The 23644-nt window shown below is 37.3% G+C and carries 23 protein-coding genes, 1 pseudogene, 1 riboswitch and 1 other annotated feature; of the genes and pseudogenes, 15 read left to right on the plus strand and 9 right to left on the minus strand.

The genetic code is table 11. From position 1 onward, the window contains the following. Positions 1–90: 90 nt before the first annotated feature. Complete coding sequence (locus M1D66_RS10695) at positions 91–471, minus strand: hypothetical protein (protein WP_000823783.1); 381 nt, start codon at positions 469–471, stop codon at positions 91–93. Positions 472–769: 298 nt separating this feature from the next. Here M1D66_RS10695 and M1D66_RS10700 point away from each other — a divergent pair, with 298 nt between their 5' ends. From M1D66_RS10700 to M1D66_RS10715, 4 genes and pseudogenes are all read left to right on the plus strand, one after another. After that, positions 770–1684: a tetratricopeptide repeat protein gene (locus M1D66_RS10700; RefSeq protein ID WP_001024473.1), complete on the plus strand. Its 915-nt coding sequence runs from the start codon at positions 770–772 to the stop codon at positions 1682–1684. A gap of 42 nt (positions 1685–1726) precedes the next feature. Beyond that, a pseudogene (locus tag M1D66_RS10705) lies at positions 1727–1849 on the plus strand (SAM-dependent methyltransferase); the annotation flags it as partial. Between the two features lie 146 nt (positions 1850–1995). Next, a complete protein-coding gene (locus tag M1D66_RS10710; RefSeq protein ID WP_242555112.1) occupies positions 1996–4485 on the plus strand; it encodes a collagen-like protein in 2490 nt (829 codons plus the stop codon). Positions 4486–4507: 22 nt separating this feature from the next. Next, complete coding sequence (locus M1D66_RS10715) at positions 4508–7012, plus strand: BC_3345 family exosporium-associated protein (protein ID WP_242555113.1); 2505 nt, start codon at positions 4508–4510, stop codon at positions 7010–7012. A gap of 73 nt (positions 7013–7085) precedes the next feature. Here the strand turns inward: M1D66_RS10715 and M1D66_RS10720 are convergent, their stop codons facing one another. Together M1D66_RS10720 and M1D66_RS10725 are read right to left on the minus strand one after the other, a co-directional pair. Continuing rightward, the gene (locus M1D66_RS10720; RefSeq protein WP_000945243.1) at positions 7086–7229 is read right to left on the minus strand and encodes a hypothetical protein; all 144 of its coding nucleotides are present in this window, start codon (positions 7227–7229) and stop codon (positions 7086–7088) included. 96 nt (positions 7230–7325) lie between these two features. Continuing rightward, positions 7326–7468, minus strand: a riboswitch (cyclic di-AMP (ydaO/yuaA leader). A gap of 38 nt (positions 7469–7506) precedes the next feature. Then, the gene (locus M1D66_RS10725) at positions 7507–7968 is read right to left on the minus strand and encodes a GNAT family N-acetyltransferase (RefSeq protein ID WP_000601226.1); all 462 of its coding nucleotides are present in this window, start codon (positions 7966–7968) and stop codon (positions 7507–7509) included. 209 nt (positions 7969–8177) lie between these two features. On the opposite strand from M1D66_RS10725, the gene M1D66_RS10730 reads away from it, so the two are divergent. Both M1D66_RS10730 and M1D66_RS10735 read left to right on the plus strand, forming a co-directional pair. Further along, a complete protein-coding gene (locus M1D66_RS10730) occupies positions 8178–8426 on the plus strand; it encodes a GlsB/YeaQ/YmgE family stress response membrane protein (RefSeq protein ID WP_000539731.1) in 249 nt (82 codons plus the stop codon). Positions 8427–8489: 63 nt separating this feature from the next. Further along, the gene (locus M1D66_RS10735; protein WP_000411484.1) at positions 8490–9611 is read left to right on the plus strand and encodes an AI-2E family transporter; all 1122 of its coding nucleotides are present in this window, start codon (positions 8490–8492) and stop codon (positions 9609–9611) included. A 29-nt stretch (positions 9612–9640) separates the two neighbouring features. Here M1D66_RS10735 and M1D66_RS10740 read toward each other — a convergent pair whose 3' ends face one another. Further along, positions 9641–10798 carry a 1-deoxy-D-xylulose-5-phosphate reductoisomerase gene (locus tag M1D66_RS10740; protein WP_025708771.1) on the minus strand — a complete coding sequence of 386 codons (1158 nt, stop codon included), beginning with the start codon at positions 10796–10798 and terminating at the stop codon, positions 9641–9643. A 138-nt stretch (positions 10799–10936) separates the two neighbouring features. Then, positions 10937–11144, plus strand: a binding site (T-box leader). 43 nt (positions 11145–11187) lie between these two features. Between M1D66_RS10740 and M1D66_RS10745 the strand changes: the two genes are divergently transcribed. Beyond that, on the plus strand, positions 11188–12186 hold the full coding sequence (locus M1D66_RS10745) for a tryptophan--tRNA ligase (RefSeq protein WP_212125690.1): 999 nt from the start codon (positions 11188–11190) through the stop codon (positions 12184–12186). A gap of 8 nt (positions 12187–12194) precedes the next feature. On the opposite strand, the gene M1D66_RS10750 is transcribed toward M1D66_RS10745, so the two are convergent. Together M1D66_RS10750 and M1D66_RS10755 are read right to left on the minus strand one after the other, a co-directional pair. After that, positions 12195–12641, minus strand: a complete 447-nt coding sequence (locus tag M1D66_RS10750; protein WP_153595169.1) for an NUDIX hydrolase — start codon at positions 12639–12641, stop codon at positions 12195–12197. 17 nt (positions 12642–12658) lie between these two features. Continuing rightward, a complete protein-coding gene (locus M1D66_RS10755; protein ID WP_000355451.1) occupies positions 12659–13498 on the minus strand; it encodes a DUF2785 domain-containing protein in 840 nt (279 codons plus the stop codon). A 123-nt stretch (positions 13499–13621) separates the two neighbouring features. Between M1D66_RS10755 and M1D66_RS10760 the strand changes: the two genes are divergently transcribed. Further along, complete coding sequence (locus M1D66_RS10760; RefSeq protein ID WP_153595170.1) at positions 13622–14344, plus strand: GNAT family N-acetyltransferase; 723 nt, start codon at positions 13622–13624, stop codon at positions 14342–14344. Between the two features lie 678 nt (positions 14345–15022). On the opposite strand, the gene M1D66_RS10765 is transcribed toward M1D66_RS10760, so the two are convergent. Next, on the minus strand, positions 15023–15370 hold the full coding sequence (locus M1D66_RS10765) for a hypothetical protein (protein ID WP_225321830.1): 348 nt from the start codon (positions 15368–15370) through the stop codon (positions 15023–15025). A gap of 665 nt (positions 15371–16035) precedes the next feature. Here M1D66_RS10765 and M1D66_RS10770 point away from each other — a divergent pair. The 4 genes from M1D66_RS10770 (at position 16036) to M1D66_RS10785 (ending at position 20130) form a co-directional block, all read left to right on the plus strand. Then, positions 16036–17055 (plus strand): tyrosine-protein phosphatase, encoded by a 1020-nt coding sequence (locus tag M1D66_RS10770; RefSeq protein ID WP_000437802.1) that lies wholly within the window; start codon positions 16036–16038, stop codon positions 17053–17055. A gap of 110 nt (positions 17056–17165) precedes the next feature. Beyond that, a complete protein-coding gene (locus M1D66_RS10775; protein ID WP_242555114.1) occupies positions 17166–18080 on the plus strand; it encodes a phosphotransferase family protein in 915 nt (304 codons plus the stop codon). Between the two features lie 44 nt (positions 18081–18124). Beyond that, the gene (locus M1D66_RS10780) at positions 18125–18835 is read left to right on the plus strand and encodes a YjjG family noncanonical pyrimidine nucleotidase (RefSeq protein WP_000875922.1); all 711 of its coding nucleotides are present in this window, start codon (positions 18125–18127) and stop codon (positions 18833–18835) included. Between the two features lie 329 nt (positions 18836–19164). Then, positions 19165–20130 (plus strand): tubby C-terminal domain-like protein, encoded by a 966-nt coding sequence (locus M1D66_RS10785; protein WP_153595171.1) that lies wholly within the window; start codon positions 19165–19167, stop codon positions 20128–20130. Positions 20131–20208: 78 nt separating this feature from the next. Here the strand turns inward: M1D66_RS10785 and M1D66_RS10790 are convergent, their stop codons facing one another. Together M1D66_RS10790 and M1D66_RS10795 are read right to left on the minus strand one after the other, a co-directional pair. Continuing rightward, positions 20209–20409, minus strand: coding sequence for a helix-turn-helix transcriptional regulator (locus M1D66_RS10790; protein ID WP_000896323.1), 201 nt, complete (start codon positions 20407–20409; stop codon positions 20209–20211). Beyond that, complete coding sequence (locus M1D66_RS10795) at positions 20397–20756, minus strand: DUF3796 domain-containing protein (protein WP_000859224.1); 360 nt, start codon at positions 20754–20756, stop codon at positions 20397–20399. The genes M1D66_RS10790 and M1D66_RS10795 overlap by 13 nt, the downstream gene beginning before the upstream one ends. 179 nt (positions 20757–20935) lie before the next feature. Here M1D66_RS10795 and M1D66_RS10800 point away from each other — a divergent pair, with 179 nt between their 5' ends. The 3 genes from M1D66_RS10800 to M1D66_RS10810 all read left to right on the plus strand — a co-directional run bounded on the left by M1D66_RS10800 (position 20936) and on the right by M1D66_RS10810 (position 23595). Continuing rightward, on the plus strand, positions 20936–21130 hold the full coding sequence (locus tag M1D66_RS10800; RefSeq protein WP_000958863.1) for a hypothetical protein: 195 nt from the start codon (positions 20936–20938) through the stop codon (positions 21128–21130). An 88-nt stretch (positions 21131–21218) separates the two neighbouring features. Continuing rightward, positions 21219–21944, plus strand: a complete 726-nt coding sequence (locus M1D66_RS10805) for an ABC transporter ATP-binding protein (protein ID WP_000570206.1) — start codon at positions 21219–21221, stop codon at positions 21942–21944. Next, complete coding sequence (locus M1D66_RS10810) at positions 21937–23595, plus strand: putative ABC transporter permease subunit (RefSeq protein WP_088362247.1); 1659 nt, start codon at positions 21937–21939, stop codon at positions 23593–23595. The genes M1D66_RS10805 and M1D66_RS10810 overlap by 8 nt, the downstream gene beginning before the upstream one ends. The last annotated feature ends 49 nt before the right edge of the window (positions 23596–23644 follow it).

The following is a 23644-nucleotide window of genomic DNA, read 5'->3' on the forward strand; positions in this document are numbered from 1 at the left end:
AGTATATTTTCGTTCGTTACAATTATCCCGTAAAAGCCCGATTGGTGAGGGCTGATTAAAGTTTCACTTTATAATGAAATAACTATAAAATTAGTTTTTCTTAACTGTATATCTAACTTGTTTGAAGGTTACTATTTCTCCATCATCATTATCATCTTTTGTTTGCAAAAGTTGAACTTTTGGTTTGTAGTCTGTCCGATGAGCGTGTTCGATATCTTTAATGTTAAGCTTGTAGGATTCACCATTCTTTAGCTTTTGTTCTAACACTTTTTTATTAGCAACATAAATAAAAGTTACTTTATTTTCATCAATTCCCTCGGTCTTAATTTCTAACTCATTATCTTTTGTTGTAATCGTTGGTGTTAATAGTGCCATACTGCCGTTTCCAGTTTCTAAAGAATTTTCTGCTATAGTTGAACATCCTGATAGTATGATTCCGGTGAATAGAAGAACAAGTAATTTCCTTTTCATAACATCCCCTCCGATTCTATGTGATTTTTGATTTTGGCATTGTTAGACTGCTAGTGTGGAGCGTAAATGTTTAGCTAGTACTCTTTTTATTGTACCATAATATGTAAATTAAAAAGGCTGTATATCCAATGTAAGAGAGACTGAAAAATTTACTTATTGTTGTAAATTCGTGTGTTTTAGCTTCTATTTCAATCGAAATGTAGACGAGAAAAAGAAATTTTTTTATAGAAATTATAATTTTTACATTTTACTATAATGATAGGGAATAGATGAATTCATTTACTTCGGAGGTAGTTATTTGAACATTAATGAGAAGGCAATTGAAATGTTTGAACAAAATAAATATGAGGAAGCAATGGAACTGTTTCAACAAGCAGTACATAAATCTAGAGGTGTACAATCTCTCAATAATCTTGCTTGGATGTATTTTTATGAGGAAGAGAATGATGATAAAGCTCTTGAATTAATAAGAGAAGTTGTTAAGTTGAATCCTTCTTCATACTTTCCTTATAACATCTTAGGGGACATTTACATGAAACAAGAAAAATGGACAGAAGCGAAAGAAGCATTACAAAAGTCTATTTCGATTCAACCATCAGATGAAGCATATCATAATGTAGCTGTAGCGCATTATAACCTTGGAGAGCTGGAAAAAGCTTCAGAATTTTTCTTGCGAGTTGCAGGGGATTCGGACTATATCATGTATAGCTATGTAAAATGTTTAATTGATTTAGAACGAATGACAGAAGCAAAAGAGAAGTTAGATACTTTTAACAGGGAATCTGATAATTTTTTAGGGGAAATTCATGTAGCAGATTTATATGTTGAGTTGAATTGCTATAAAGAAGCAATTGAATGGTTCGAAAAGGGATATAAAGAATGCTGGAAAAGTCCTAATTGGATTGGTAGATTTGTGTATGCTCTATATAAAACGAATAATTTCTCCCGTATAAATGAAGTTATACGGGAATCTATCGAAGCGAAAACAGCAGAAATAGAAGATGTTCAAAATGAAGAAGTAGAAGAAAACTGGACAGAAAATGATAAGAAAGAGTTAATTGAGGAATATACAGAAGAGAATAATTGTTATAAAACAATGGTAGAACGTATCAAATCTGGATATGTTCCAGGATTAGAGTTTGAAACTGATTATATAGGAGGTTGCTATTTATTTGGTTGTAAAAGACATAATCACCTTGAATATGAAAAATAAAAAGATTCGACTGTCACATATGATGGTCGAATCTTTTTATTAATAGAAGAACCTGAACCATCAAGCTCGTTTGATGGAGAACTAGCTGAGCCGTCTACGAAGTATTATTCTTTATATAAAGCTAGAATGGTGCCGACTACTTTTATTATTAAAGCTAGAAAGTAAAGTGTTTTTATAAAAGAAGCCTATGATTTCAAATAGATGAAATGATAGGCTTCTTTATTTTAAAAAAATGAGGTCAAAGGTGTACTTTTCTTATAAAAATGCATTTCATATAAAAGGTGTAATTATTTTTGGGAAGGGGGATTGTTGTGCGTCATCATAGAAAGTGCAAAAAATTTGGAGTGGCACTGCCTCTTCCGCTTATAGGAGCAACGGGTCCGACAGGTAATAGTGGTCCAATCGGTCCAACTGGAGGGCATGAAGGTCCTGTTGGTCCTACAGGGGTGACTGGACCGACGGGAGCAACTGGGCCCCAAGGTCCTCAAGGTATCAGGGGAATACAAGGTCCCCAAGGGACAACAGGAGCACAAGGAATACAAGGGGCTATTGGTGATACAGGAGAGCAAGGTATAACTGGCCCGACTGGTCTCCAAGGTGCTCAAGGATTAATCGGTAACCAAGGTCTAATTGGTGATATTGGAGTACAAGGATTAGAAGGAATACAAGGAGCAACGGGTCCTGCTGGTAGTCAAGGTATACAAGGCACACAAGGAATACAAGGGGAAATAGGCGAGCGAGGACAAACAGGGGCACAAGGAATGCAAGGAGAGAGAGGCATAACTGGAGTCTCGGGTGTAACTGGTCCACAAGGCCCTCAAGGTGTTCAAGGAATACAAGGAGAGCAAGGGGCTATTGGTATACAAGGAGAAGACGGCTTCCAAGGTATACAAGGAATTACTGGAGAGGAAGGCCCGCAAGGAGCTCAAGGAATACAAGGGGAAGTGGGTCCAACTGGTTCTACTGGAATGCAAGGTGCCCAAGGTATAAGTGGAATAAAGGGGATAACGGGTGCAATAGGTTTACAAGGACCACAAGGTGTGCAAGGAATACAAGGTATAACGGGAGCAACAGGTTTTCAAGGGATAAAAGGAATAAGAGGTATAACGGGAGCGACAGGTAGCATTGGTATTCAAGGCTCAGAAGGACCACCGGGCGGTCCGACGGGAACAACTGGTCCAATTGGTCCATCTAGTGGGGTGACTGGACCAGCTGGACCACCCGGTCCACCAGGAGGTCCAACCGGTCCAACGGGAGCGACTGGTTCAACAGGTGTAAGCGGTGGGATAGGACCAATTGGAGCGCAAGGAGTGCAAGGTACAACCGGTCCAACAGGTCCTCAAGGTGTAAGAGGAGCGCAAGGTTCCCAAGGTGTAGTTGGAGCAGTTGGAGTACAAGGGGCACAAGGTCCTCAAGGTAACCAAGGTATAACCGGTCCAACGGGTGCAGAAGGTTCTCGAGGAATACAAGGTCCGCTGGGAGTAATCGGTCCAACAGGTGCAGAAGGCCCTAAAGGTATTCAAGGTATTCAAGGTGTAATCGGTCCAACAGGTGCACAAGGAATGGTGGGAATACAAGGTGTAGCTGGTCCAGCTGGTGTTACAGGAGCGGAAGGAGCTCAAGGTGCACAAGGAATCCGAGGAATAACCGGTCCTGCTGGATCACAAGGTATACAAGGAGTTCAAGGGATACAAGGAGAAACAGGAGCAGCTGGAATACAAGGTCCTCAAGGTGTTCAAGGGATACAAGGGACTACCGGATTGACAGGCACACAAGGTGCACAAGGTCCTCAAGGAGTACAAGGAATAATAGGACCGACTGGAGCTATTGGCTTGCAAGGTTCTCAAGGAGTACAAGGAATAACGGGTCCAACAGGAGCGCAAGGAGTGCAAGGAATACAAGGAGTGCAAGGAATTATCGGTCCAACAGGTGCGCAAGGAATTAGAGGTCCCCAAGGAAGTGCAGGGGAAGTCGGTATAACAGGCCCACAAGGAGTCCAAGGAGCGCAAGGTAGTCAAGGCCCACAAGGCCCACAAGGAAATGTTGGAATTACAGGAGCAACGGGTGAAACTGGGGCTACTGGACCACAAGGTGTGCAAGGAGTGCAAGGGATTACGGGAATACAAGGAATAACGGGAACGACAGGCAATACAGGTGCAACGGGTCCGCAAGGAATACAAGGTATACAAGGGATTCAAGGGTTGCAAGGCCCAATTGGAGCAAGTGGGGTGACAGGTGCTAGTGGTAGTATAGGCCCAGTTGGAGCACAAGGTAGTCAGGGCCCAAGTGGTGTGGTGGGACCGACAGGAGCAACTGGTAGTGCAGGTTCAATAGGTTTCTTGGGGATAGCGGGAGCGACAGGAGCGACTGGCTTACCTAGCGGGGGTGGTTATTTCTTTTCTACTTCAACGAGTACAATTGCAGCGAATGCGTTAATACCAATTAATTCTGGATCTACAGTTTTTGGTTCTGATGTCAGTTTAACAAATGCAACAACTGTAACGTTAAGTACGCCGGGAATTTATTTAGTAAGCTATTATTTTCAAGGCGATCCAACTGCCGGAAATGAAACAATTTCAGTGAGGCTTACTTTAAATGGAACACAAGTCGCAGGGAGTTTTATTTTTTATGTTACAGGAGGTACTTTTATATTAGAACCAGCAGTTTCGAATACGATGGTCATTGAAGTTACTTCTTCAAATGCAACTTTGTCTTTACAAAATGGTCCGTTAGCTATCGGGCATGTAACGACATTATCTGGTGTGATAACAGCTAGTTTAAATGTATTAAAAATAGTTTGATACGTTAGTTATAACGGGGGAGATGCTTGTGAAGAATCAAGATAAGTGTAGTAAGTTTCAAGCACCTATTCCTTTTCCGCCGCCAGGTATTACGGGGCCCACTGGTCCAACCGGTCCAACTGGTGCTTTAGGTGGACCAACTGGACCGCAAGGAATACAAGGCGTACAAGGTCCAATCGGTCCAACCGGCCCACAAGGAATACAAGGAGTGCAAGGGGTGCAAGGAGAAAATGGTCCAACCGGCCCAACTGGTTTAACTGGACCACAAGGTTCTCAAGGTAATCAAGGACCTATGGGAGAACGAGGCCCACAGGGAATACAAGGTGTTCAAGGAATACAAGGAGAAAGAGGTCCGACTGGTCCAACTGGTATTCAAGGGATACAAGGAATTCCTGGCCCAATCGGTCCGACCGGTCCAACAGGAATACAAGGCATACAAGGAATGCAAGGAGAAATCGGTCCAACCGGCCCAACAGGAATACAAGGAATACAAGGAGTTCAAGGGGAAATTGGTCCGACTGGACCAACTGGAAATACTGGTATACAAGGTGTGCAAGGTAATTTAGGAGGTAGTGGTTTACAAGGTGTAACCGGAATACAAGGACTACAGGGTCCGATTGGTCCAACAGGGCCAACTGGTTCTCAAGGAATTCAAGGGGAGCAAGGACCAATGGGTCCACAAGGGGAAACTGGTGTTCAAGGTTTACAAGGTCCCCAGGGAGAAATGGGGCAGGTAGGTCCAACAGGAATACAAGGAATACAAGGAGTGCAAGGTGTAATCGGTCCGACAGGTCCAACCGGTTTACAAGGTGATCCAGGTCCAACCGGCCCAACAGGAGCCACTGGGATAACTGGTCCGACAGGTTCTGCAACTGGCCCGACTGGAGCAACCGGTCCAACTGGTCCACCAGGAGGTCCAACTGGTCCAACCGGTCCAGCAGGATCACCAGGGGGTCCAACTGGTCCGACTGGAGCAACAGGGGCAACAGGAGCGACCGGAGCAACAGGAGCGACTGGAATTCAAGGGGTACAAGGAATCCAGGGACCGACCGGAGCAACTGGTGTAACAGGTTTGCAAGGAGTACAGGGACCAATGGGGGCAACGGGTCCAACGGGTGATCAAGGCATTCAAGGTCCACAAGGGATACAAGGAGTAACCGGTCCGACTGGTCCGCAAGGTCTACAAGGAATCCAGGGACCGGTAGGAGCAACCGGTCCGACTGGTCCACAAGGAGTGCAAGGGGCACAGGGGCCAATCGGTCCAACCGGCCCTCAAGGTCTACAAGGCATACAAGGTGAGCAAGGAGTAAGGGGAGCGACCGGTCCAACTGGTTTACAGGGGCTACAAGGAATCCAAGGTCCGAGTGGTCCAACCGGTCCTCAAGGAGTGCAAGGCGTACAAGGTCCGAGTGGCATAACCGGTCCAACTGGTCCTCAAGGAATACAAGGTATTCAGGGACCACAAGGAAGTATAGGCCCAACCGGTCCTCAAGGGATACAAGGAGTGCAAGGTCCACAAGGCCCAACCGGCCAGACGGGAGCAACGGGTCCTCAAGGAATTCAGGGAATACAAGGTCCAATTGGTCCAACCGGCCCCCAAGGAATTCAGGGGATACAAGGCGTGCAAGGTCCACAAGGCCCAACTGGTCAGGCAGGCCCTCAAGGTCTACAAGGAATAACTGGCCAGGCGGGCCCAACTGGTCCAACAGGAGCAACCGGACCTACTGGTGCAACGGGTCCCCAAGGTCCTCAAGGAATTCAAGGACCACAAGGAGAAACTGGTCCAACAGGAGCAACCGGACCTACTGGAGCAACGGGTCCTCAAGGTCCACAAGGAATCCAAGGTCCACAAGGGGTAACGGGGCAGGCGGGAGCGACCGGCCCTACGGGAGCAACAGGTCCACAAGGAATCCAAGGAATCCAAGGGCCACAAGGTGTGACGGGAGCAAGCGGAGCGACTGGAGTGACTGGTGCAACCGGACCGACCGGAATACAAGGCATACAAGGAATAACTGGAGCAACAGGGGTAACGGGGATAACGGGCCCAACAGGTGCAACGGGTCCAACAGGCTTAACTGGAGCAACAGGATCATCTGCTATATCGACAGGTGGCGGATATTTCTTTTCTACATCAACAAGCACAATTGCAGCAAATGCCAACATCCCAATTAATTCTGGATCCACTGTATATGGAACTGGTGTATCTTTAACTAGTGCTACGACAGTCACAGTAGCGACGCCAGGAATATATTTAGTAAGCTACTATTTTCAAGGGGATGCGACTGGTGGGAATGAGACAGTATCTGTTAGATTGCTATTAAATGGAACGCAACTAACAGGGAGTTTTATACAAAACGTAACGACATCAACTGTAGTAATCGAACCAGCCATTTCAAATACACTTCTTGTGAATGTGACGAGTGCCAATTCAACATTAATATTACAAAATGGCCCGTTAGGTGTAGGGCATGTGACTACTATAGCAGGTGCGATTACAGCAAGCTTAAATGTAGTGAGAATTTTATAAAGAATATAAAAAACACAAGGAATGTCTTTGTAAGACACACCTTGTGTTTTTTAATATTAAATAAACATTTTCCTTATCTTTTCGGTTGAAAAATATGCTGAAAGAAGTATTTGTGATGTAAGTTATCTACAACCTTATTTGCTTGATATGTGCGTTGTTTTTCAATTCGAAGTCTTTGCTCCATCATTTTAATTGCGTGATCAGATAAACGTAACATACTACATTCTCCTTTTCTATAAATATAGGTGACTATTTGATATCGATCCCATATTTATAATTAAGGAGGCAAAATGTGTAACATAGGCAAAAAGCACCTTCCTCTCCCATTACGCTTACGAGGTTAGCTGTCGGACTCGGGAAGTGAGAGTTTCCCTACTTAAAAAAGATTCGCCCCAAGTAGCATAGCTACAAAAATGGTTCCCCCGCTCCAAAATTTGGACTCAGCAAAAGGTTTTATAAAGTAAAAAATAACATAAAGGAGCAAACAAGTCAAATTATTTTGTGTATTCTGTCTTTTTTAATTGCGTAAGAATCATACCGTCAGGAAGTATTGTATCTGATACTGTAATGAATCCGTGTTTTTTATATAAAGTAATAGCAGGGGTATTCGCTTTACCTGTTTGTACAATATATGTCATTGGAGAGGGAAACATGTTAAATATATAAATTAGGAGTTTCGTTGCGATTCCTTTTTGAAAAAAATCGGGCGATACAACTAGCCTATGGATATCGATTAGTTTTTCTTCTTGTACAAAAGAAATAAAACCGACAAGTTTATTTTCAGAAAAATATCCATAGAATGTTTCAACGCAATTTTGAATATCGTTTACAGTATCATATAAACGAGGTATGGCAGTACTATTTAAGTAGTCTGCTTCAACTTTATAAGCTGGAATTTGAACCTGTAAAATGGATGTTGCTACTTCAAAAGAAGTGGAATTTAACTTAAGAATCATAGATAATGAAGCCTCCTTTAAATATGGTATATGAATATAATTGCTTTATGGGTGAGTTTGACAATATTTTTCTTTTTTGCATATAATATATGTATCTCCATATGTAAAATAGTAGTAAATATATTTCTATAGTGAAATATGATTAGCAATGATAAATACATATGTTTGTATTAAATCATACAAACTATAATAGAAATGGAGGACTAAAAATGGGATGGATTATCACATTAATAGTTGGTGCTATTATAGGTGCAATTGCTAGTTCTATAACAGGTAAAAATTTCCCAGGTGGTATGTTCGGAAATATTATCGCAGGTTTATTAGGTGCTTCGTTAGGCGGTAGATTATTTGGATCCTTTGGTCCATCATTTGGTGGGATTCATGTCGTGCCAGCATTATTAGGTGCAATCGTGTTAATTTTTATTGTATCATTTGTAGTGAAAGCTACAAAGAAATAGATATATAGATTATGATGAAGAGCCCTGAATAAGGGCTTTTCATCATTCGAAGAGGTGGTTTCGTTGGAGAAAATAAATATAAGAAAAAGAGATAAGTTAAGAAAGTTTTTTAGAGAACAAAATTATTTGGCGGTATTACTTGGATTTGCGTTATTGTTCATTAATATTTTATTGCTAACAAAAATATCATTTGTTTTTACACCGTTTATCGTATTTTTAAAAACAATTTTCTTCCCAGTACTATTAGCAGGCGTGCTATTTTATATTTTACATCCATTCGTTTCGCTTTTAGAAAAGAAAGGTGTTTCAAGAATCGTATCGATAGCTTCCATATATTTAATCGTACTAGGATTATTTGTATTTTTAGTTGTAACGGTTATCCCTATTATTAAAGATCAAATTGATGCATTAATTGATAACTTACCGTATTTTGGCCATGAGATTGAACAAGCAGCACGTAGATTCGGGGAAAGTAATTTACTCGGTAAAATTCAAGAGAATTTAAATATTAATGTTGCGAATATGGTAAAAGAATACACAGTTGATTTTACAAAGTCATTATCATCAGTAACTGGGAATGTAACTGGATTTTTGAGTACTGTTACAGAGGTTGTTTTGACATTTGTAATGGTTCCATTTATTTTGTTCTATCTTTTAAAAGATGGTGAGCAATTGCCGAATCACTTTTTAAAGTTTATTTCAGAGCAAAGACAACCAGCAGCAATGAGAATACTAGATGATATGCATTATGCGATTAGCTCGTATATTAGAGGTCAAATTATCGTCAGCTTATTTATCGGTATTATGCTATTAATTGGTTATCTTATAATTGGTATTAAATATGCGGTATTACTTGCGATTTTAGCGATGATTGTAAATATCGTTCCGTACGTAGGACCAATTATCGCGATTACACCAGCGTTAATTATCGCATTTATCGACTCGCCAGCAATGGTGTTAAAAGTAATTATTGTTATGATGGTTGTACAATTAGCAGAAGGTAAATTTATTTCTCCGCAAGTCATGGGTAAAAAGTTAGATATTCACCCGATTACTATCATTTTTATCATTTTAACTGCCGGAAACTTATTTGGGATTATGGGGATTATTTTAGCCATTCCAGGATATGCGATATTAAAAGTGTTAGTTACACACGGTTATAGATTTGTTAAGTTGAATACGTGAAAAAAAGCGCTAAAACAGTGGGAACTGTTTTAGCGCTTTTTTATTAACAATTCATTTGCATATTGGCGCGCCCATTGATCCGCTTCTAATATAGCATCTAGTGAAGGATCTTTTACGTTATGATGAGCTTCAATTGTTTTGTAAATTGTTTTTTCAATATCGAAAAAGGCAATTTCATTTTTTAAGAATAGCGCATTCGCAATTTCATTTGCTGCATTTAATACAGCGGGAGTAGTACCACCGATTTTGCCACATTCATATGCGTATTGTAGACAAGGGAACTTCTCTAAATCTGGTTTTTCAAAATGTAAACTACCGATTTCTAATAAATTTAATTTTTCATAGGAAGAAGGTAGCCGAGTAGGATAGTGAAACGCATATTGAATCGGCATTCTCATATCAGGAGCACCGAGCTGTGCCATAACTGATCCATCAATAAATTCTACTAAAGAATGAATGATACTTTCTTTATGAATCATTACATTAATTTTTTCATATGGAATATCAAATAGCCATCTCGCTTCCATTACTTCGAACCCTTTATTCATTAATGTGGCAGAATCAATCGTTAGTTTTGCGCCCATTAACCAGTTTGGGTGCTTTAAAGCATCTTTTGCTTGTAATGTTTGCATTTCATCACGTGTTTTATCACGGAATGCACCACCGGAAGCTGTTACAATTAACTTCTCAATCTCTTTATTATTTTCTCCGTTTAAACATTGGAAAATAGCTGAATGCTCACTATCTACTGGAATTAAGCGACATCCGTTTTGTTTCGCTAGTTCAGTTACGATATGTCCAGCTGCAACCAAAGTTTCTTTATTAGCAATAGCGATATCTTTCTTCGCTTTTAATGCTTCAATTGTTGGAAGTAATCCTGAAACACCTACAACAGAGCTTAATACAAGATTTGAATCAGGGTGAGTAGCTACTGCAATTAAGCCATCAGTCCCGTGTGTGATTTTTGTATTTGCTGAAATACGCGTACGAAGCTTGTCTGCTAAGTCTTTTGTCGCAACGCTTACAATACGAGGTTGAAACGTTTTGATTTGTTGCTCAAGAAGATCGATATTATAATTTGCGGTTAAACCGACGATTTTAAAATGTTCAGGATGAGCTGAAACGACATCTAATGCAGATGTGCCGATGGATCCTGTGGAACCTAAAATGGATATATATTTTACCATGAAAAAACCTCCAAAGTTGTTTCGAATATTTCTGCAAACCTATATAATATTAGACAATTGAAGTGGAAATTCCTTCTATATAAAATAGAAAATTTTGGTTTGTTTGGAAGTGAAATGTGATAAACTGTAAAAAATAACGAAAAAGCAATGAAAGAGAAGAGTACATATTCGAAACTTTTTAGAGAGCTGATGTGTGGTGGGAATCAGTAAGGGATGAATATGGAATGGGCTCTGGAGCTTCTAACTGAAATGAGTAGGTAAAGACGGTTACTTCACGTTAAGAAGTTGAAGTGAGCTATAATGATAGCTAAATAAGGTGGTACCGCGGGAGTCTCTCGTCCTTTTTAAGGATGAGAGGCTCTTTTTATTTTGAGAAAGGAGGAGTTAGTGTGAGTGAAAAAATAATGTTAACAGGAATTAAGCCGACAGGTTATCCGCATTTAGGAAATTATATTGGTGCGATTAAACCTGCATTACAAATGTCAAAGAATAATGAAGGAAAAGCATTGTACTTTATAGCTGATTATCATGCATTAAATGCTGTGCATGATTCAGAAAAGTTCAGCAGTTATACGAAAGAGGTAGCAGCTACTTGGTTATCGCTTGGACTTGGAGAAGATGTTGTTTTTTATCGGCAAACAGAAGTACCGGAAATTCTAGAATTAGCTTGGATTTTAGCTTGCCTCACTCCGAAAGGTCTTATGAACCGTGCTCATGCGTATAAAGCGAAGGTGGAGCAAAATAAAGAAGCAGGGTTAGAGGTCGATGCGGGAGTGAACATGGGGTTATATACGTACCCGATCTTAATGGCAGCTGACATATTATTATTTCAAGCTACACATGTACCTGTCGGAAAAGACCAAATTCAACATATTGAAATCGCGCGTGATATTGCGACGTATTTTAATCATACATTTGGCACGACATTTACACTTCCGGAGTATGTCATACAAGAAGAAGGAGCAATATTACCTGGCCTTGACGGAAGAAAGATGAGTAAAAGTTACGGAAATGTGATCCCATTATTTGCAGAGCAAGAAAAACTACGAAAATTAATATTTAAAATCAAAACAGATTCTTCACTTCCAAATGAACCGAAAGAACTAGAAACCTTATTTACAATTTATAAAGAATTTGCGACAGAAGACGAAGTACAGTCATTACGTGAAAAATATGAGACTGGAATCGGATGGGGCGATGTGAAAAAAGAGTTGTTTCGCGTTGTAGATCGTGAGTTAGCTGGACCTCGTGAAAAGTACGCAATGTATATGAATGAGCCGGATTTATTATATGAAGCATTAGAAAACGGTGCTGAGAAGGCACGCGCTATTGCAAAGGTAAATTTAGCGGAAATTAAAAAACGGATTGGATTTAAGAGGGAACGTTAAGCGTTCCCTTATTTTTTTTGATAATCTGTAATAATCCTCTCAATAACAGGGGGAAGATTACTAGGTAATTCATCAAGTGAAAAGAAGCGTAGTTCTTTTGATTCACTTTGATCGCATACAAGTTCACCATGAAATTCTCGGCAAATATAAACAACGAGTACACCGTGTACTTGATCGCCGTTTGGATAGATTTGAAAGTAATCTGGTCCAGAGTATGTACGGAATAGTTCTGGATTTTTAATGATAAGTCCAGTTTCTTCATATACTTCTCGCTTTAAAGCATCTTCTAATGTTTCATTATATTCTAAGGCACCGCCAATAATGCCCCAGCGGTTAAAATCTGTACGGAGTTGCAGCAATACTTCATCTTTTTCATTTAATATAATGGCGTGTGATCCTATTAGAATAAGTGGATGATTTCCTACTAGATTTCTCATATCTTCAATATAACCCATGTCATTGCTCCTTGTATTTAATAATAGTTAGGAAGTTCTTTTAACATTCTTTCTGTTTTACGTGCTGTAAAGGCTAAGTTATGGTCATCTTTCGTTCTGAAAAATAATGTGCGTAAAAAGGTTTTAATATTGGCACATAAAATACAATACTCATTAAGCGAAAGGCGTTTTCTAATTTGAGGAAGCCTTTTTATTTTTTTATGAATAATAGAAATTAAATCGTTCTGAGGAAAATCATGATACAGCATTGCTAGTAATGGAGTAACAATGCGTTCATCTTCGTTATTATGAAAAAGGTCAGATGGAATAAAGATTTTATTTAATAAACAATGAATTAATTCTTCGTACCATTCAAAAGTGGTATACGTATTATGAACAATTTCAGTAAAGGCATCAGATACATGAGCAAGACAATGAGCCCATCCTTTATTTTCGATATAGCCCCGAAAATCTGTTTCTAAGTTTGTGTATGTAATGAGTTTATTTTTTATTTCTTCGATATCCTCCTCTGTACAAAAGTAGTGCGAATTAGCGAATTGGAGTATTAACGCAATTAACGAAACAGTGTAAGAACGTGTGAAAACCCCATCTGTATGTGGGGAGTAAATGTCACAATATAAATACTCATCACTTAAACAAGTTTGCAGAAGTAATTTCAGCTGATCGTCCATAAGGAATTCATGATGAATGAAATGCGCAAAACATTTATATATAAGTTGGTAACGAACGTAGCTATCAGTCGTTCCGATATACTGAAGCATGTTCAAAGTTAACTCATTTACGTCTATATGTTGCAGTTGCGTATAGTCATTTTGTTGTATAAGCTCTAACTGTTGTTGCAATGCTGTAATATCCACTGGAGAACCTCCTCCGCACTTTAAAGATGCGATCTTTTCTAGTATTCTATATATTCAAGGACAATCCTGCTCATGCAAGGAGAACGATTAGAAATTCGAGTATGATATAGATGAGGGAAGAATATGACGACGATAGAACAGTTAGAAAAACATTTTAAAATAAGAAGAAATGCTTCTTCTATTATGATAAAAGAAAATAATGCAGAGATTTTTACAGAAGAGCAATTAGAGGAAATGATGCAATATTGCGTTGCTGAAGCTAAAAAAGATGGATTAGAAAAACTACATTTTGAAATCTCTTCAAAAAGTCCAAATTATGATGTGTATAAAAGATGTTTTGAAACGTATTCATTTGAATATGTTACGGAAAACATGATTGTATTTAAAGATATATACGAAGTAGAAGATGTAGAAAGTGAAATTGATTTTAAGCTTATTGAAGAAGTTGGAGAAGAGGCTTTTTATTCACTGTGGAATGAAGCAACGGGAGAACCAGTCGCTCATGATCAATTTGTGCATATGATGCTACAAGAAATTGGTGAGCAATGGAAAGAACATTGCTTAACAGCGAGTGTCGATAAAAAGCCGATAGGAATTGTAATCCCGCATATTGAAAGAGGTACGTTAGAAGAAGGGAAACTTATGTACTTCGCAGTTACTCCAAATATGCGTAATAAGGGATATGAAGCTGCGTTATTTGCAGGTGCGATGTTTGTCTTAAAGGAAATAGGTGCATCTTATTATATTGGTGAGACAAATGTACAAAATGAGTGGATGAAGGATGTTTTTGAAAAGAATGGATGTCAGCTGCTGAGTTGTACTGAGCGGTATATGAGGGAGTTTTAAAGGAGGAAGAATACACTCTCTCGAACTCATTTAGCGGGAGCTTAGGGCTCAAAAATAGTGTATATCTAATTATATGTATGAAATTTACTTAAAGTTTTTAATAGGCATTTTTATGAGTAAAATTACGTTATCAGTCATTACTATGACTGATAACGTAATGAAGAACATAGTTTAGATATTGAACCATGGAGAAAGGTACATAATACGAAGTATTCGTAGGGGAAAATTAGAAGTCATGCATTCATTATGTGAATCCACTGACATAAGTTTTCTTTCAGATAACCTAAATACCTCCAACACAATACGCTTATCTATCCAATTGGCAGGATTCGAAAAAAACTATCGAAAGTTTATTAAAAGGAGTGAGTATCCATGTATTACTTTTTAGACATATTTGTTCGTGACGTAAGTTGGTATGTTTACTGGGAAGCGATCCTTATCGGTGTTTTAGTTGCTACATCCCTTTACTTTTTCACAAAAAACAAGTGGGGTTCTCTCTTTCTTGGAATCCCGATAAGTGCCGCTTACCTTTCATTTGTTCATCACTATTCGTATCATTTGATTCTGATTAGTATCCATGTTGCTTTGCAATATCTAGTGCTGACCATGATAGAAGAGTGTACACTTCGTAAAAAGAAACGTAGCGGCTAACGTTATCATTCTATGTATTTCTAAACATCATTCATACTCCAGGCGGGTAACTTCCTTTGAAAATGGTAAATATTCTATTTTACACATGTAATAATCCTCTTCTATGTCTGGGAGTTCTAATTGATCTGCTACTAAGAACAAATCATCAATTTCAATGTCTACTCTTGAAGATTTATAGTGGTTTTCATTTACAGTGATATAGCATTCACCTTCTACCTTACTAACATTTCCTTTTAGATAATAATTTAATTCCAGAAGAGTAGAAGCTAACAAATAAACTGAAGAGATAACGAAAATAGACAGAACTACTATCCCTTGCCAGAATCCCCTCTTCTTTCGCTTTCTATTCTTTTTATAAAAAACAACCAATCCCACAATGAATGCAATCAGTAGTGCAGAACACAAAAAAATATCTAGTATAAAATAATCTCGAATGATGTTTCACCCCTTTTGTGATTTTTTTCTTACAACACAGATATGAATCGTTTTATAGCTTTTTTAATTTCACTATATAATATTTTCATTACGAATAATATATTATATCTCAACTTTATTAGATATCTTATTTTTTAATGTTACCACCTTTTATCTCACAGCTCTTCCCCTGTTATTTTTTCAACCAATAAGTACCGTGGAGAATTCTACAGTTTCTCTTATATAATTAGATATAAAATATGTAAAGGTGTGAAAGGGTATGGAGAAACACGAAGGAATCAAAGATATTTCAAATGAAATTACCGAACACACTCGCCCTACTCTACAAGAGTATTTTAATATGTTTATTCATATCAAACATGTGGAAGGACGCGGGCCCCGTACCATACAGCAATATCAAGAGAACTGGCGATATTTCCTTGAATACTTAACGGAAAAGAACAAATCGCATACGTATTTCGAGGGAATCTATGTACAAATTTTGAACAAGTAAAAGAACTTTTTGCCTGTTTGTAAGATAAAAAGAAAAATGAGAACGACAAAGTAGTTATTACTATAATACAATAGAGTAAGATTTGATTATAAGAGAAAGCGTTGGTGAAAGAATGGAGCAGCAAAGAAATTGGCTACAAGCAACTGTAGAAAGAATTGAAGATAATACGTTACAAATAAAGTGGGAAAATAATATAGAAGAAGTTCGTATTTATTGGAGTACTTCACCAGATCATATTGAAGAAAATGGAGAACTACTTGCAACTGTAAATGGAGAATTATCATATACAATTGAAAACCCGAGTGAAAATGAACGTCCATATTTTAGACTAGTAGGAAGTAATGGACAAGCAGTGACAGTAGCTGAGCGTAGATTGCCATTACAAGGTGCGTTTAACTTCCGTGATATGGGTGGATATGAAACGACAGATGGACGTAAAGTGAAATGGGGCAAATTATACCGTTCTGAAGAATTAGCAGGACTAACAGAGTGGGATATCGACTATTTACAAAAGTCTGGTTTAAAGTTAATTTGTGACTATCGTACAGACTTTGAGGTAAAGCATAAGCCAAATCCTGAGATTACAGGTGCTCGTCAAGTGTGCTTACCAGTTATGCAAGACTTAGCGAAAGACTTAAATATAAATGAGTTTTTCCAAGTTGGTGACCTTTCTATGTTAGGAAAACCAGGTGAGTATCTTGTGAAAATGAATCAAGATTTCGTAAGTGGTAACGAGGCATTCGTGAGCTTCTTAAACTTAGCGCAAAACCCGGAAAACTTACCGTTAGTAAACCACTGTACAGCTGGAAAAGATCGTACTGGATTTGGTTCAGCATTATTACTACTTTTACTAGGTGTACCAGAAAAAACAGTAATGGAAGACTACTTACTAAGTAACGGATTCCGTGAAAAGCTAAATGAAAAAATGATGGCCTTTTTAGGTGCGAAATTACAAAACGATGAGAGCAGAGCGATATTAGGTGCAATGTTTGAAGCACGTGCAGAATACTTGCAAGCTGCGATTGGTGAAATTCAAAAGCAATACGGATCAGTTGAAGCATACGCTGAAAGGGCTCTTGGCTTTACGAAAGAGTCGTTAGAGGAAATGAAAGAGTTATTACTAGAAGATTAATAATGAGAAGGAGGCTGAGCGGATTAGCCTCCTTTTACTATTGTTGCTATAATTTTGTTAATGAGGATGTTGTGCACCGAGGAGAAAATGGATGAAAAGCGGGGGATAAAATGATTCATACACGTGTAAAAGCAGAGGGGTTAAGAGAAAAGCTGGCAACAATACTAAGTCAAGAGTATAAGGAACTAGCTATTCAAGATTTAAAGGTGATTGGAACGGGAGTGCAAAATATTGTTTTTCAAGGAGATTCAGAAAAGGGGTCTTTGGCATTTCGAGTACCGTGGGAAAGAGAAGTGGAAAATATAAATGAAGACTTATTTAACAGTCGGATTTCGTTGCAAAAGGAAGCGGAGCTGTCTAAGTATTGTTATTCAAAAGGTATTCCAGTACCAAGGATACACGGATTGCATCTTTCAACCGAACTTGATTTTTTAATTTCGGATTGTGTATATGCTGATCGTATGCCAATTTCCGCATGCAAAATAGAGGAGTTAGTGAGCAAGCTTCATAGTATGCCAATTGATGGTTTGTATTACAAACAAAATATTAGAGAGCCCATTAGTAAGTATATAGCAGAACGAATTGTGAAACGGATAGAAGGGTTTAATACAATCACGAACTGTAAAATTAATCTTCCGAATACAAAAACAATTGAATATATTCTTAGTACAGCAGATCATGTAAAATGTTTATTACATATGGACATTCGACCAGCCAATTTAATCGGGTATAATGGAGAAGTTAAAGCAATAGTTGATTGGGATAACGCTTTAATTGGTCATCCATTGCTGGAGCTTATGAGAATAGCTGAAACAAATGAGGTTAGTTGGGATGAATTTAAAGATGGATATAAGAATGATAGTATCTTTAATGTTACTTCTCATATTGTTAGTTTATTTTATAGACTAGATACAGCAGTCATGCTAGCAAACTTATTTATAGCACATTTGAAAATAAAAGATAAAGGTGTATTCTATAAAGAGCGGGTTAAAGCGCTTCATCACGAAATATATAAAAATTTATAAGCAATGAGAACGAAGCTTTTAAAATAGGAATTGAGGAGAACATCATGAAATACAAAGTTATATTATTCGACGTAGATGATACATTATTAGATTTCCCCGAAACGGAAAGACACGCATTACATAATGCGTTTGTACAGTTTGGTATGTCTACAGGGTATAATGATTATCTTGCAAGTTATAAAGAGATTAGTAATGGATTATGGAGAGATTTAGAAAATAAAATGATTACGCTAAGTGAATTAGCAGTAAATCGATTTAGACAATTATTTGCACTTCATAATATAGACGTAGATGCACAGCAATTTAGTGATGTATATCTTGAAAACTTAGGGAAAGAAGTACATCTTATAGAAGGCGCAGTACAATTATGTGAAAATCTACAAGATTGCAAGTTAGGTATTATTACGAATGGATATACGATGGTGCAACAATCAAGAATTGGAAATTCACCTTTATGTAATTTTTTTGATCATATTATTATTTCTGAAGAAGTTGGTCATCAAAAACCAGCACGTGAGATTTTTGATTATGCGTTTGAGAAGTTTGGGATTACTGATAAATCAAGCGTACTAATGGTTGGAGATTCGTTAACTTCTGATATGAAAGGCGGAGAAGATTACAGCATTGATACGTGTTGGTATAATCCGAGTTTGAAAGAAAACGGGACAGATGTTAACCCGACTTATGAAGTGGAGAGTCTGCTACAAATTTTAGAAATTGTAGAAGTGGCGGAAGAAAAGGTAGCTTCATTTTAATCATGCTGATATTTGTCGAAAAATCGATATATTGAAAAAATCGTTGATATATTGTAAGTTGTGATAGATATATTGAAAAAATCGTTGATATATTGTAAGTTGTGATAGATATATTTGAAAAATCGTTGATATATTGTAAGTTGCGATAGATATATTTGAAAAATCGCTCATATAAATTCATATACTAAGATATAGAACAAAAAAATAGAGCTACTATACAAGGTCATTCACGTGTTATAATGCGTGAATTAAATATGCGTATATAAATAGTTTCCTAGCGTGATGCGATGTCATGTATGATTAGTGTAACAACTAGAGGTGAATAAAGGATGTTAACGTTTTTATTTGAGTTAGACAAAAATCTCCCGCAGAAGGATGAGCCACGGTATGATGCTTATTCAAAGGGCTTTATCGAAGGAGATGTAACGATTTGCGCGAGTGACAGCGTATTTTTTCAAAAATCATGTATGAAGGTTGCAGAGCTGGGGATTTATTTAGGTCAGTGGATGGAACAAGTTCAACATGGGCAGAACGTGCCTATGAAATATGAAACGGCTGACCGTGAAGAGGTAATTCTTGGTTTCTTCTATGAAGAGGATCATAATCAATGGACTGTTTTTTCCAGCTGGCAAGAATTTGAACTTCAAGAGCGTATAGCTACTGCAACATTAATAGAGAGTGTTCAACGCTATTTGTATGAGCTAAATAAAGAACTGCGCATGATAGAATATCCTGTGACGTTTGATCAGTACTTAAGAGGAGAGCGAATGATGCAGCTCTCTTACAAACGACCGTGTGATAGCAAAGCAGATACGACACCGATAGAGGTTTATAATGGAAGTGAGCAAGTAGGCGTAGTAAGGGGCTATTATAAAAATACGCTGATGAGAGTGCTGGATTTTATTCCGAAAATTGGTAGTAATATTATTTATGAAATAAAGGATAGTAAGGACAATATTCGCGTCATTGCAAAGGATGTAAGTAGGCAGCGCCAAAGAAGGATTTTAGTAATGTACAAAGATAATCATGATGCAGAGCATGAAATACTTGTATGTGACGGAAAGTTATTGGATGCAAATTTCTTATTTACCTTTACATATAAGGCAGAAGAATATGTTGTTCATAAAACTTCATTTGGAATGGGAAAGTTATTACGAAAGGGCTATGTAATTGCAGATTGGAATATTCGTCTTGAGGAGGATATGTATTACATTGAGATGAATGTATATGATGAAGATTACATGCAGGATCGATACTTACTATTAGGCGTATTTCATGCGGTTTTATATGGATAATCAATAAGAAATACCGTCATTCTTCTTGGAAAGAATGACGGTATTTTTTTTGTGATTCTTGTGACTGGACGTCTTTAATCAATCCTCAAAAATAAAAATCTCATCAATCGTACTATGTAATGCCTTCGCTATATCGTGAGCAAGTTGTAAGGAAGGATTGTATTTACCTTTTTCGAGATGACTAATTGTTTCACGTCGCACACCAACGCTCTTCGCTAAATCTTCTTGTGTCATGTTCAATTTGGCACGGTATTCTTTTATTCTCGTTACGAATGCCATGGTGCATCTTCCATTTCATCAATTGGTTTATCGAAAAAGAACATAGAAAAGCCGAATGTAAGAATGAGTGTGCCGAAAATAAGAGCGATATCAATCTCTTGTAGCGTAGGGTTTGGAAATAACATTTCAATAAACATAATGATTGTGGTAGTTAGTAACGTAACGATAAATGCATTGCGACACGATTTATTGACAATTTGTTCAAACAGTTCATCGTGTTGAACTGTTCTATACGATGTGAAAAAGGAGAAGAAACAGAACATAGTAAACAATCCTTTTTCATAAAAAAATCCGAGGAAACCGAAGAAACCGAGAAATCCTAAATATTTTATCCAAGTTGTTTTCATGATAGTTCCTCCTTATAGTGTTAGAAATAAATCACGTTATGTTATAAATATATCACATATGGATAGGAATGGTAATAATAGTTTTCCAGTTTGGTTCATAATAATAGTAAAAAGAGGAAATATGCTGCGAAATAAAGAGGATAATATTGTAAAATGGTTGTAAGGAGGGGGAGGAAGAAATGCTAACTTGGATCATGATCGTTGTATTACTTGTAGTGATTACTGTCATTGCGACGGTGTTAATTGGGCGGAATGGTGATGCAAATTATAGCAAAGCGACAAAGGGGAATATTAAACGCTTAACAATGATTTATATTATACTAGCTGTCGTTTTAGTTGTTGGATTAGGGGTGTATATTTATTTTAAAGGTTAAATATACTGAAAAATGTAAAAATCTTAAAATAGAACTATGCTATAATATCAATATAGTTATTTGGTAATTAAGGAAAGGATTGGATGAAATGATTGAAATTACGAATGTGTCAAAAAGTTATAATGGGTCTACCTATGCAGTAAAAGACTTAAGTTTATCTGTACCTAGCGGCGAAATCTTTGGATTTTTAGGACCGAATGGTGCGGGTAAATCAACGACAATTAAGATGATTACTGGTATTCACGGGGTGGACAAAGGGACTATTACGATTAACGGAAAAAATATTATGGAAGAGCCGATGGAAGCGAAGAAGACGTTTGGTTATGTACCAGATAGTCCAGATATGTTTTTACGATTAAAAGGAATTGAATATTTAAACTTTATGGCCGATATGTATGAAGTGCCGAAAGAAGTACGACAAGAACGAATAGAGTCTTTAGCGAAGAAGTTTGATCTTTATAATGCTTTATCTGATCAAATTCAAAGTTATTCGCACGGTATGAGACAAAAAATCGTTATTATTGGTGTGCTCGTACATGAGCCAGATGTATGGATTTTAGATGAACCATTAACTGGGCTTGATCCGAAATCTGCATATATTTTAAAAGAAATGATGAGAGAGCATGCGGATAAAGGAAAGATTGTATTTTTCTCTACACACGTATTAGAAGTGGCAGAAAAATTATGTGACCGCGTCGCGATTATTAATAAGGGAAACCTTCAGTTTAAAGGGAATTTAGATGAAATGAGAGATCATTTTAAATCCAATGAATCACTTGAAAAAATGTTCTTGGAGATGACGGGCAATGAGTAAAATTTGGACGTTAACGAAAGTATTATTGAAATTAAATTATGCAGATTTTATAACAGATAAGAAGAAGCGATGGGCGTATGTATTTTCATTTGCAGCTATTTTATTTGTCGGCTTTTTACTGTTTGGTTCTATCACGCATGCAATGTATGAGGGAATGATACATTTAGGGCAAGATCCAGGAATGATTATCGCAATGGGACTTGCGATTGCGAGTATATGGGTATTTTTAATGAGTATTACGAACATTTTAACTGTATTTTACTACAGCAATGACATTGAAATGTTATTACCATTACCATTAAAACCAGCGCAAATTATTTCAGCCAAATTTTTAACAGTATTAATTACACAATACGTAATGAGTTCATTTATTTTATTACCGATCTTTATTACGTACGGTTTAAAAAGTGGCGCATTTATTACATATTACATATATATGATTTTCATTTACTTACTCTTCCCAATTGTGCCGTTAGTACTAGCTTCGTTACTGATGACAGTTATTATGAGGTATACAAATATAGCGAAAAATAAAGACCGAGGAAATATATTTATTGGAATCGTAAGTATACTATTTATTGTAGGAATTAACGTATTTTTGCAGTGGAAAAATAAAAGTTCGTTTTCTGAAGATGCAATTGCGGATTACCTTGCAAACAACCAGTCTTCTCTTTTAGTACAAATGACAAACTATTTTCCAACTACATATTTTGGAGCAGTAGCATTAGTAGAAAATGCAAATTGGAAGGGACCTTTATATGTAATAATTTTTGCAGTTATTTCATTTGTCTTCTTTGTGTTGTTTTATTACATAGCAGAGCGTACATATTTAAAAGGGGTTATTGGACTTTCAACGAGTACAGCAAAGAAACAAGTTATTTCGGCGGAAGGTTTACAGAAATCAACAGTACAAAGTTCGCATTTAAAAGCGTATGTGAAAAAAGAATTTAAAACGTTATTCCGTACACCACAATTTTTCTTAAATTGCATTGTACAAACTTTCGTTATGCCAATTATGTTGTTCTTTATTTTATTTGTGCAAGATGGAAATTTAAAGTTTATTACAGAGTATATTAACAATTCAGAGACAACGGGATTTGCAATTGGTGTTGGCCTTTGTGCATCGTTATTTTTAATGGGTAGTAACGTCATTGCAACAACGTCATTTTCGCGAGATGGAAGCTCTTGGTTTGTGAATCGTTATTTACCAGTAAAGGCTTCGGATATCTTTTTTGCGAAAGCAATCACTGCTTGGTTAATTAATGTGATCATTTTAGCAGTATTCGGTATTACGATGGCAGTTGTAGCTGGGATTTCTCCAGTCTTTATGATACTGTGGTTTTTACTAAGTGCGAACGGGTTGTTATTCATTAATTTAATCGGAACACGCTGGGACGCGCAAACTGCAGATATTCATTGGGATACAGAGCAGAAATTATTTAAAAGTCGATATACAACTTTGTGGAATTTTTTAGCTAATATTTTAATAGCTTTAATTATTGTGGGGGGAGTAAGTGTATTATACTTCTTCCTTCATGTCGGACTGTGGGTTATGTTTATCGTTTTATTTGTAATGTTTACGATTGTAAATTATATCTTTATTAAAATGTTAAAATTAGGTGCTGAACGTATACTGTCAAATATTCAATAAGAAGATAGATCCTCTGTATTCATGCAGGGGATCTGTGTATAGATGGAGG

It is taken from the genome of Bacillus sp. PK6-16, assembly GCF_056530295.1.

Coding starts and splice junctions, on each gene's coding strand:
- M1D66_RS10760 (WP_153595170.1), top strand. CDS start 13,622: ATGACGACGATAGAACAGTTAGAAAAACATTTTAAAATAAGAAGAAAT.
- M1D66_RS10750 (WP_153595169.1), bottom strand. CDS start 12,641: ATGGGTTATATTGAAGATATGAGAAATCTAGTAGGAAATCATCCACTT.
- M1D66_RS10780 (WP_000875922.1), top strand. CDS start 18,125: ATGAAATACAAAGTTATATTATTCGACGTAGATGATACATTATTAGAT.
- M1D66_RS10715 (WP_242555113.1), top strand. CDS start 4,508: ATGCTTGTGAAGAATCAAGATAAGTGTAGTAAGTTTCAAGCACCTATT.
- M1D66_RS10800 (WP_000958863.1), top strand. CDS start 20,936: ATGCTAACTTGGATCATGATCGTTGTATTACTTGTAGTGATTACTGTC.
- M1D66_RS10720 (WP_000945243.1), bottom strand. CDS start 7,229: ATGTTACGTTTATCTGATCACGCAATTAAAATGATGGAGCAAAGACTT.
- M1D66_RS10795 (WP_000859224.1), bottom strand. CDS start 20,756: ATGAAAACAACTTGGATAAAATATTTAGGATTTCTCGGTTTCTTCGGT.
- M1D66_RS10770 (WP_000437802.1), top strand. CDS start 16,036: ATGGAGCAGCAAAGAAATTGGCTACAAGCAACTGTAGAAAGAATTGAA.
- M1D66_RS10785 (WP_153595171.1), top strand. CDS start 19,165: ATGTTAACGTTTTTATTTGAGTTAGACAAAAATCTCCCGCAGAAGGAT.
- M1D66_RS10810 (WP_088362247.1), top strand. CDS start 21,937: ATGAGTAAAATTTGGACGTTAACGAAAGTATTATTGAAATTAAATTAT.
- M1D66_RS10730 (WP_000539731.1), top strand. CDS start 8,178: ATGGGATGGATTATCACATTAATAGTTGGTGCTATTATAGGTGCAATT.
- M1D66_RS10775 (WP_242555114.1), top strand. CDS start 17,166: ATGATTCATACACGTGTAAAAGCAGAGGGGTTAAGAGAAAAGCTGGCA.
- M1D66_RS10695 (WP_000823783.1), bottom strand. CDS start 471: ATGAAAAGGAAATTACTTGTTCTTCTATTCACCGGAATCATACTATCA.
- M1D66_RS10805 (WP_000570206.1), top strand. CDS start 21,219: ATGATTGAAATTACGAATGTGTCAAAAAGTTATAATGGGTCTACCTAT.
- M1D66_RS10790 (WP_000896323.1), bottom strand. CDS start 20,409: ATGGCATTCGTAACGAGAATAAAAGAATACCGTGCCAAATTGAACATG.
- M1D66_RS10740 (WP_025708771.1), bottom strand. CDS start 10,798: ATGGTAAAATATATATCCATTTTAGGTTCCACAGGATCCATCGGCACA.
- M1D66_RS10725 (WP_000601226.1), bottom strand. CDS start 7,968: ATGATTCTTAAGTTAAATTCCACTTCTTTTGAAGTAGCAACATCCATT.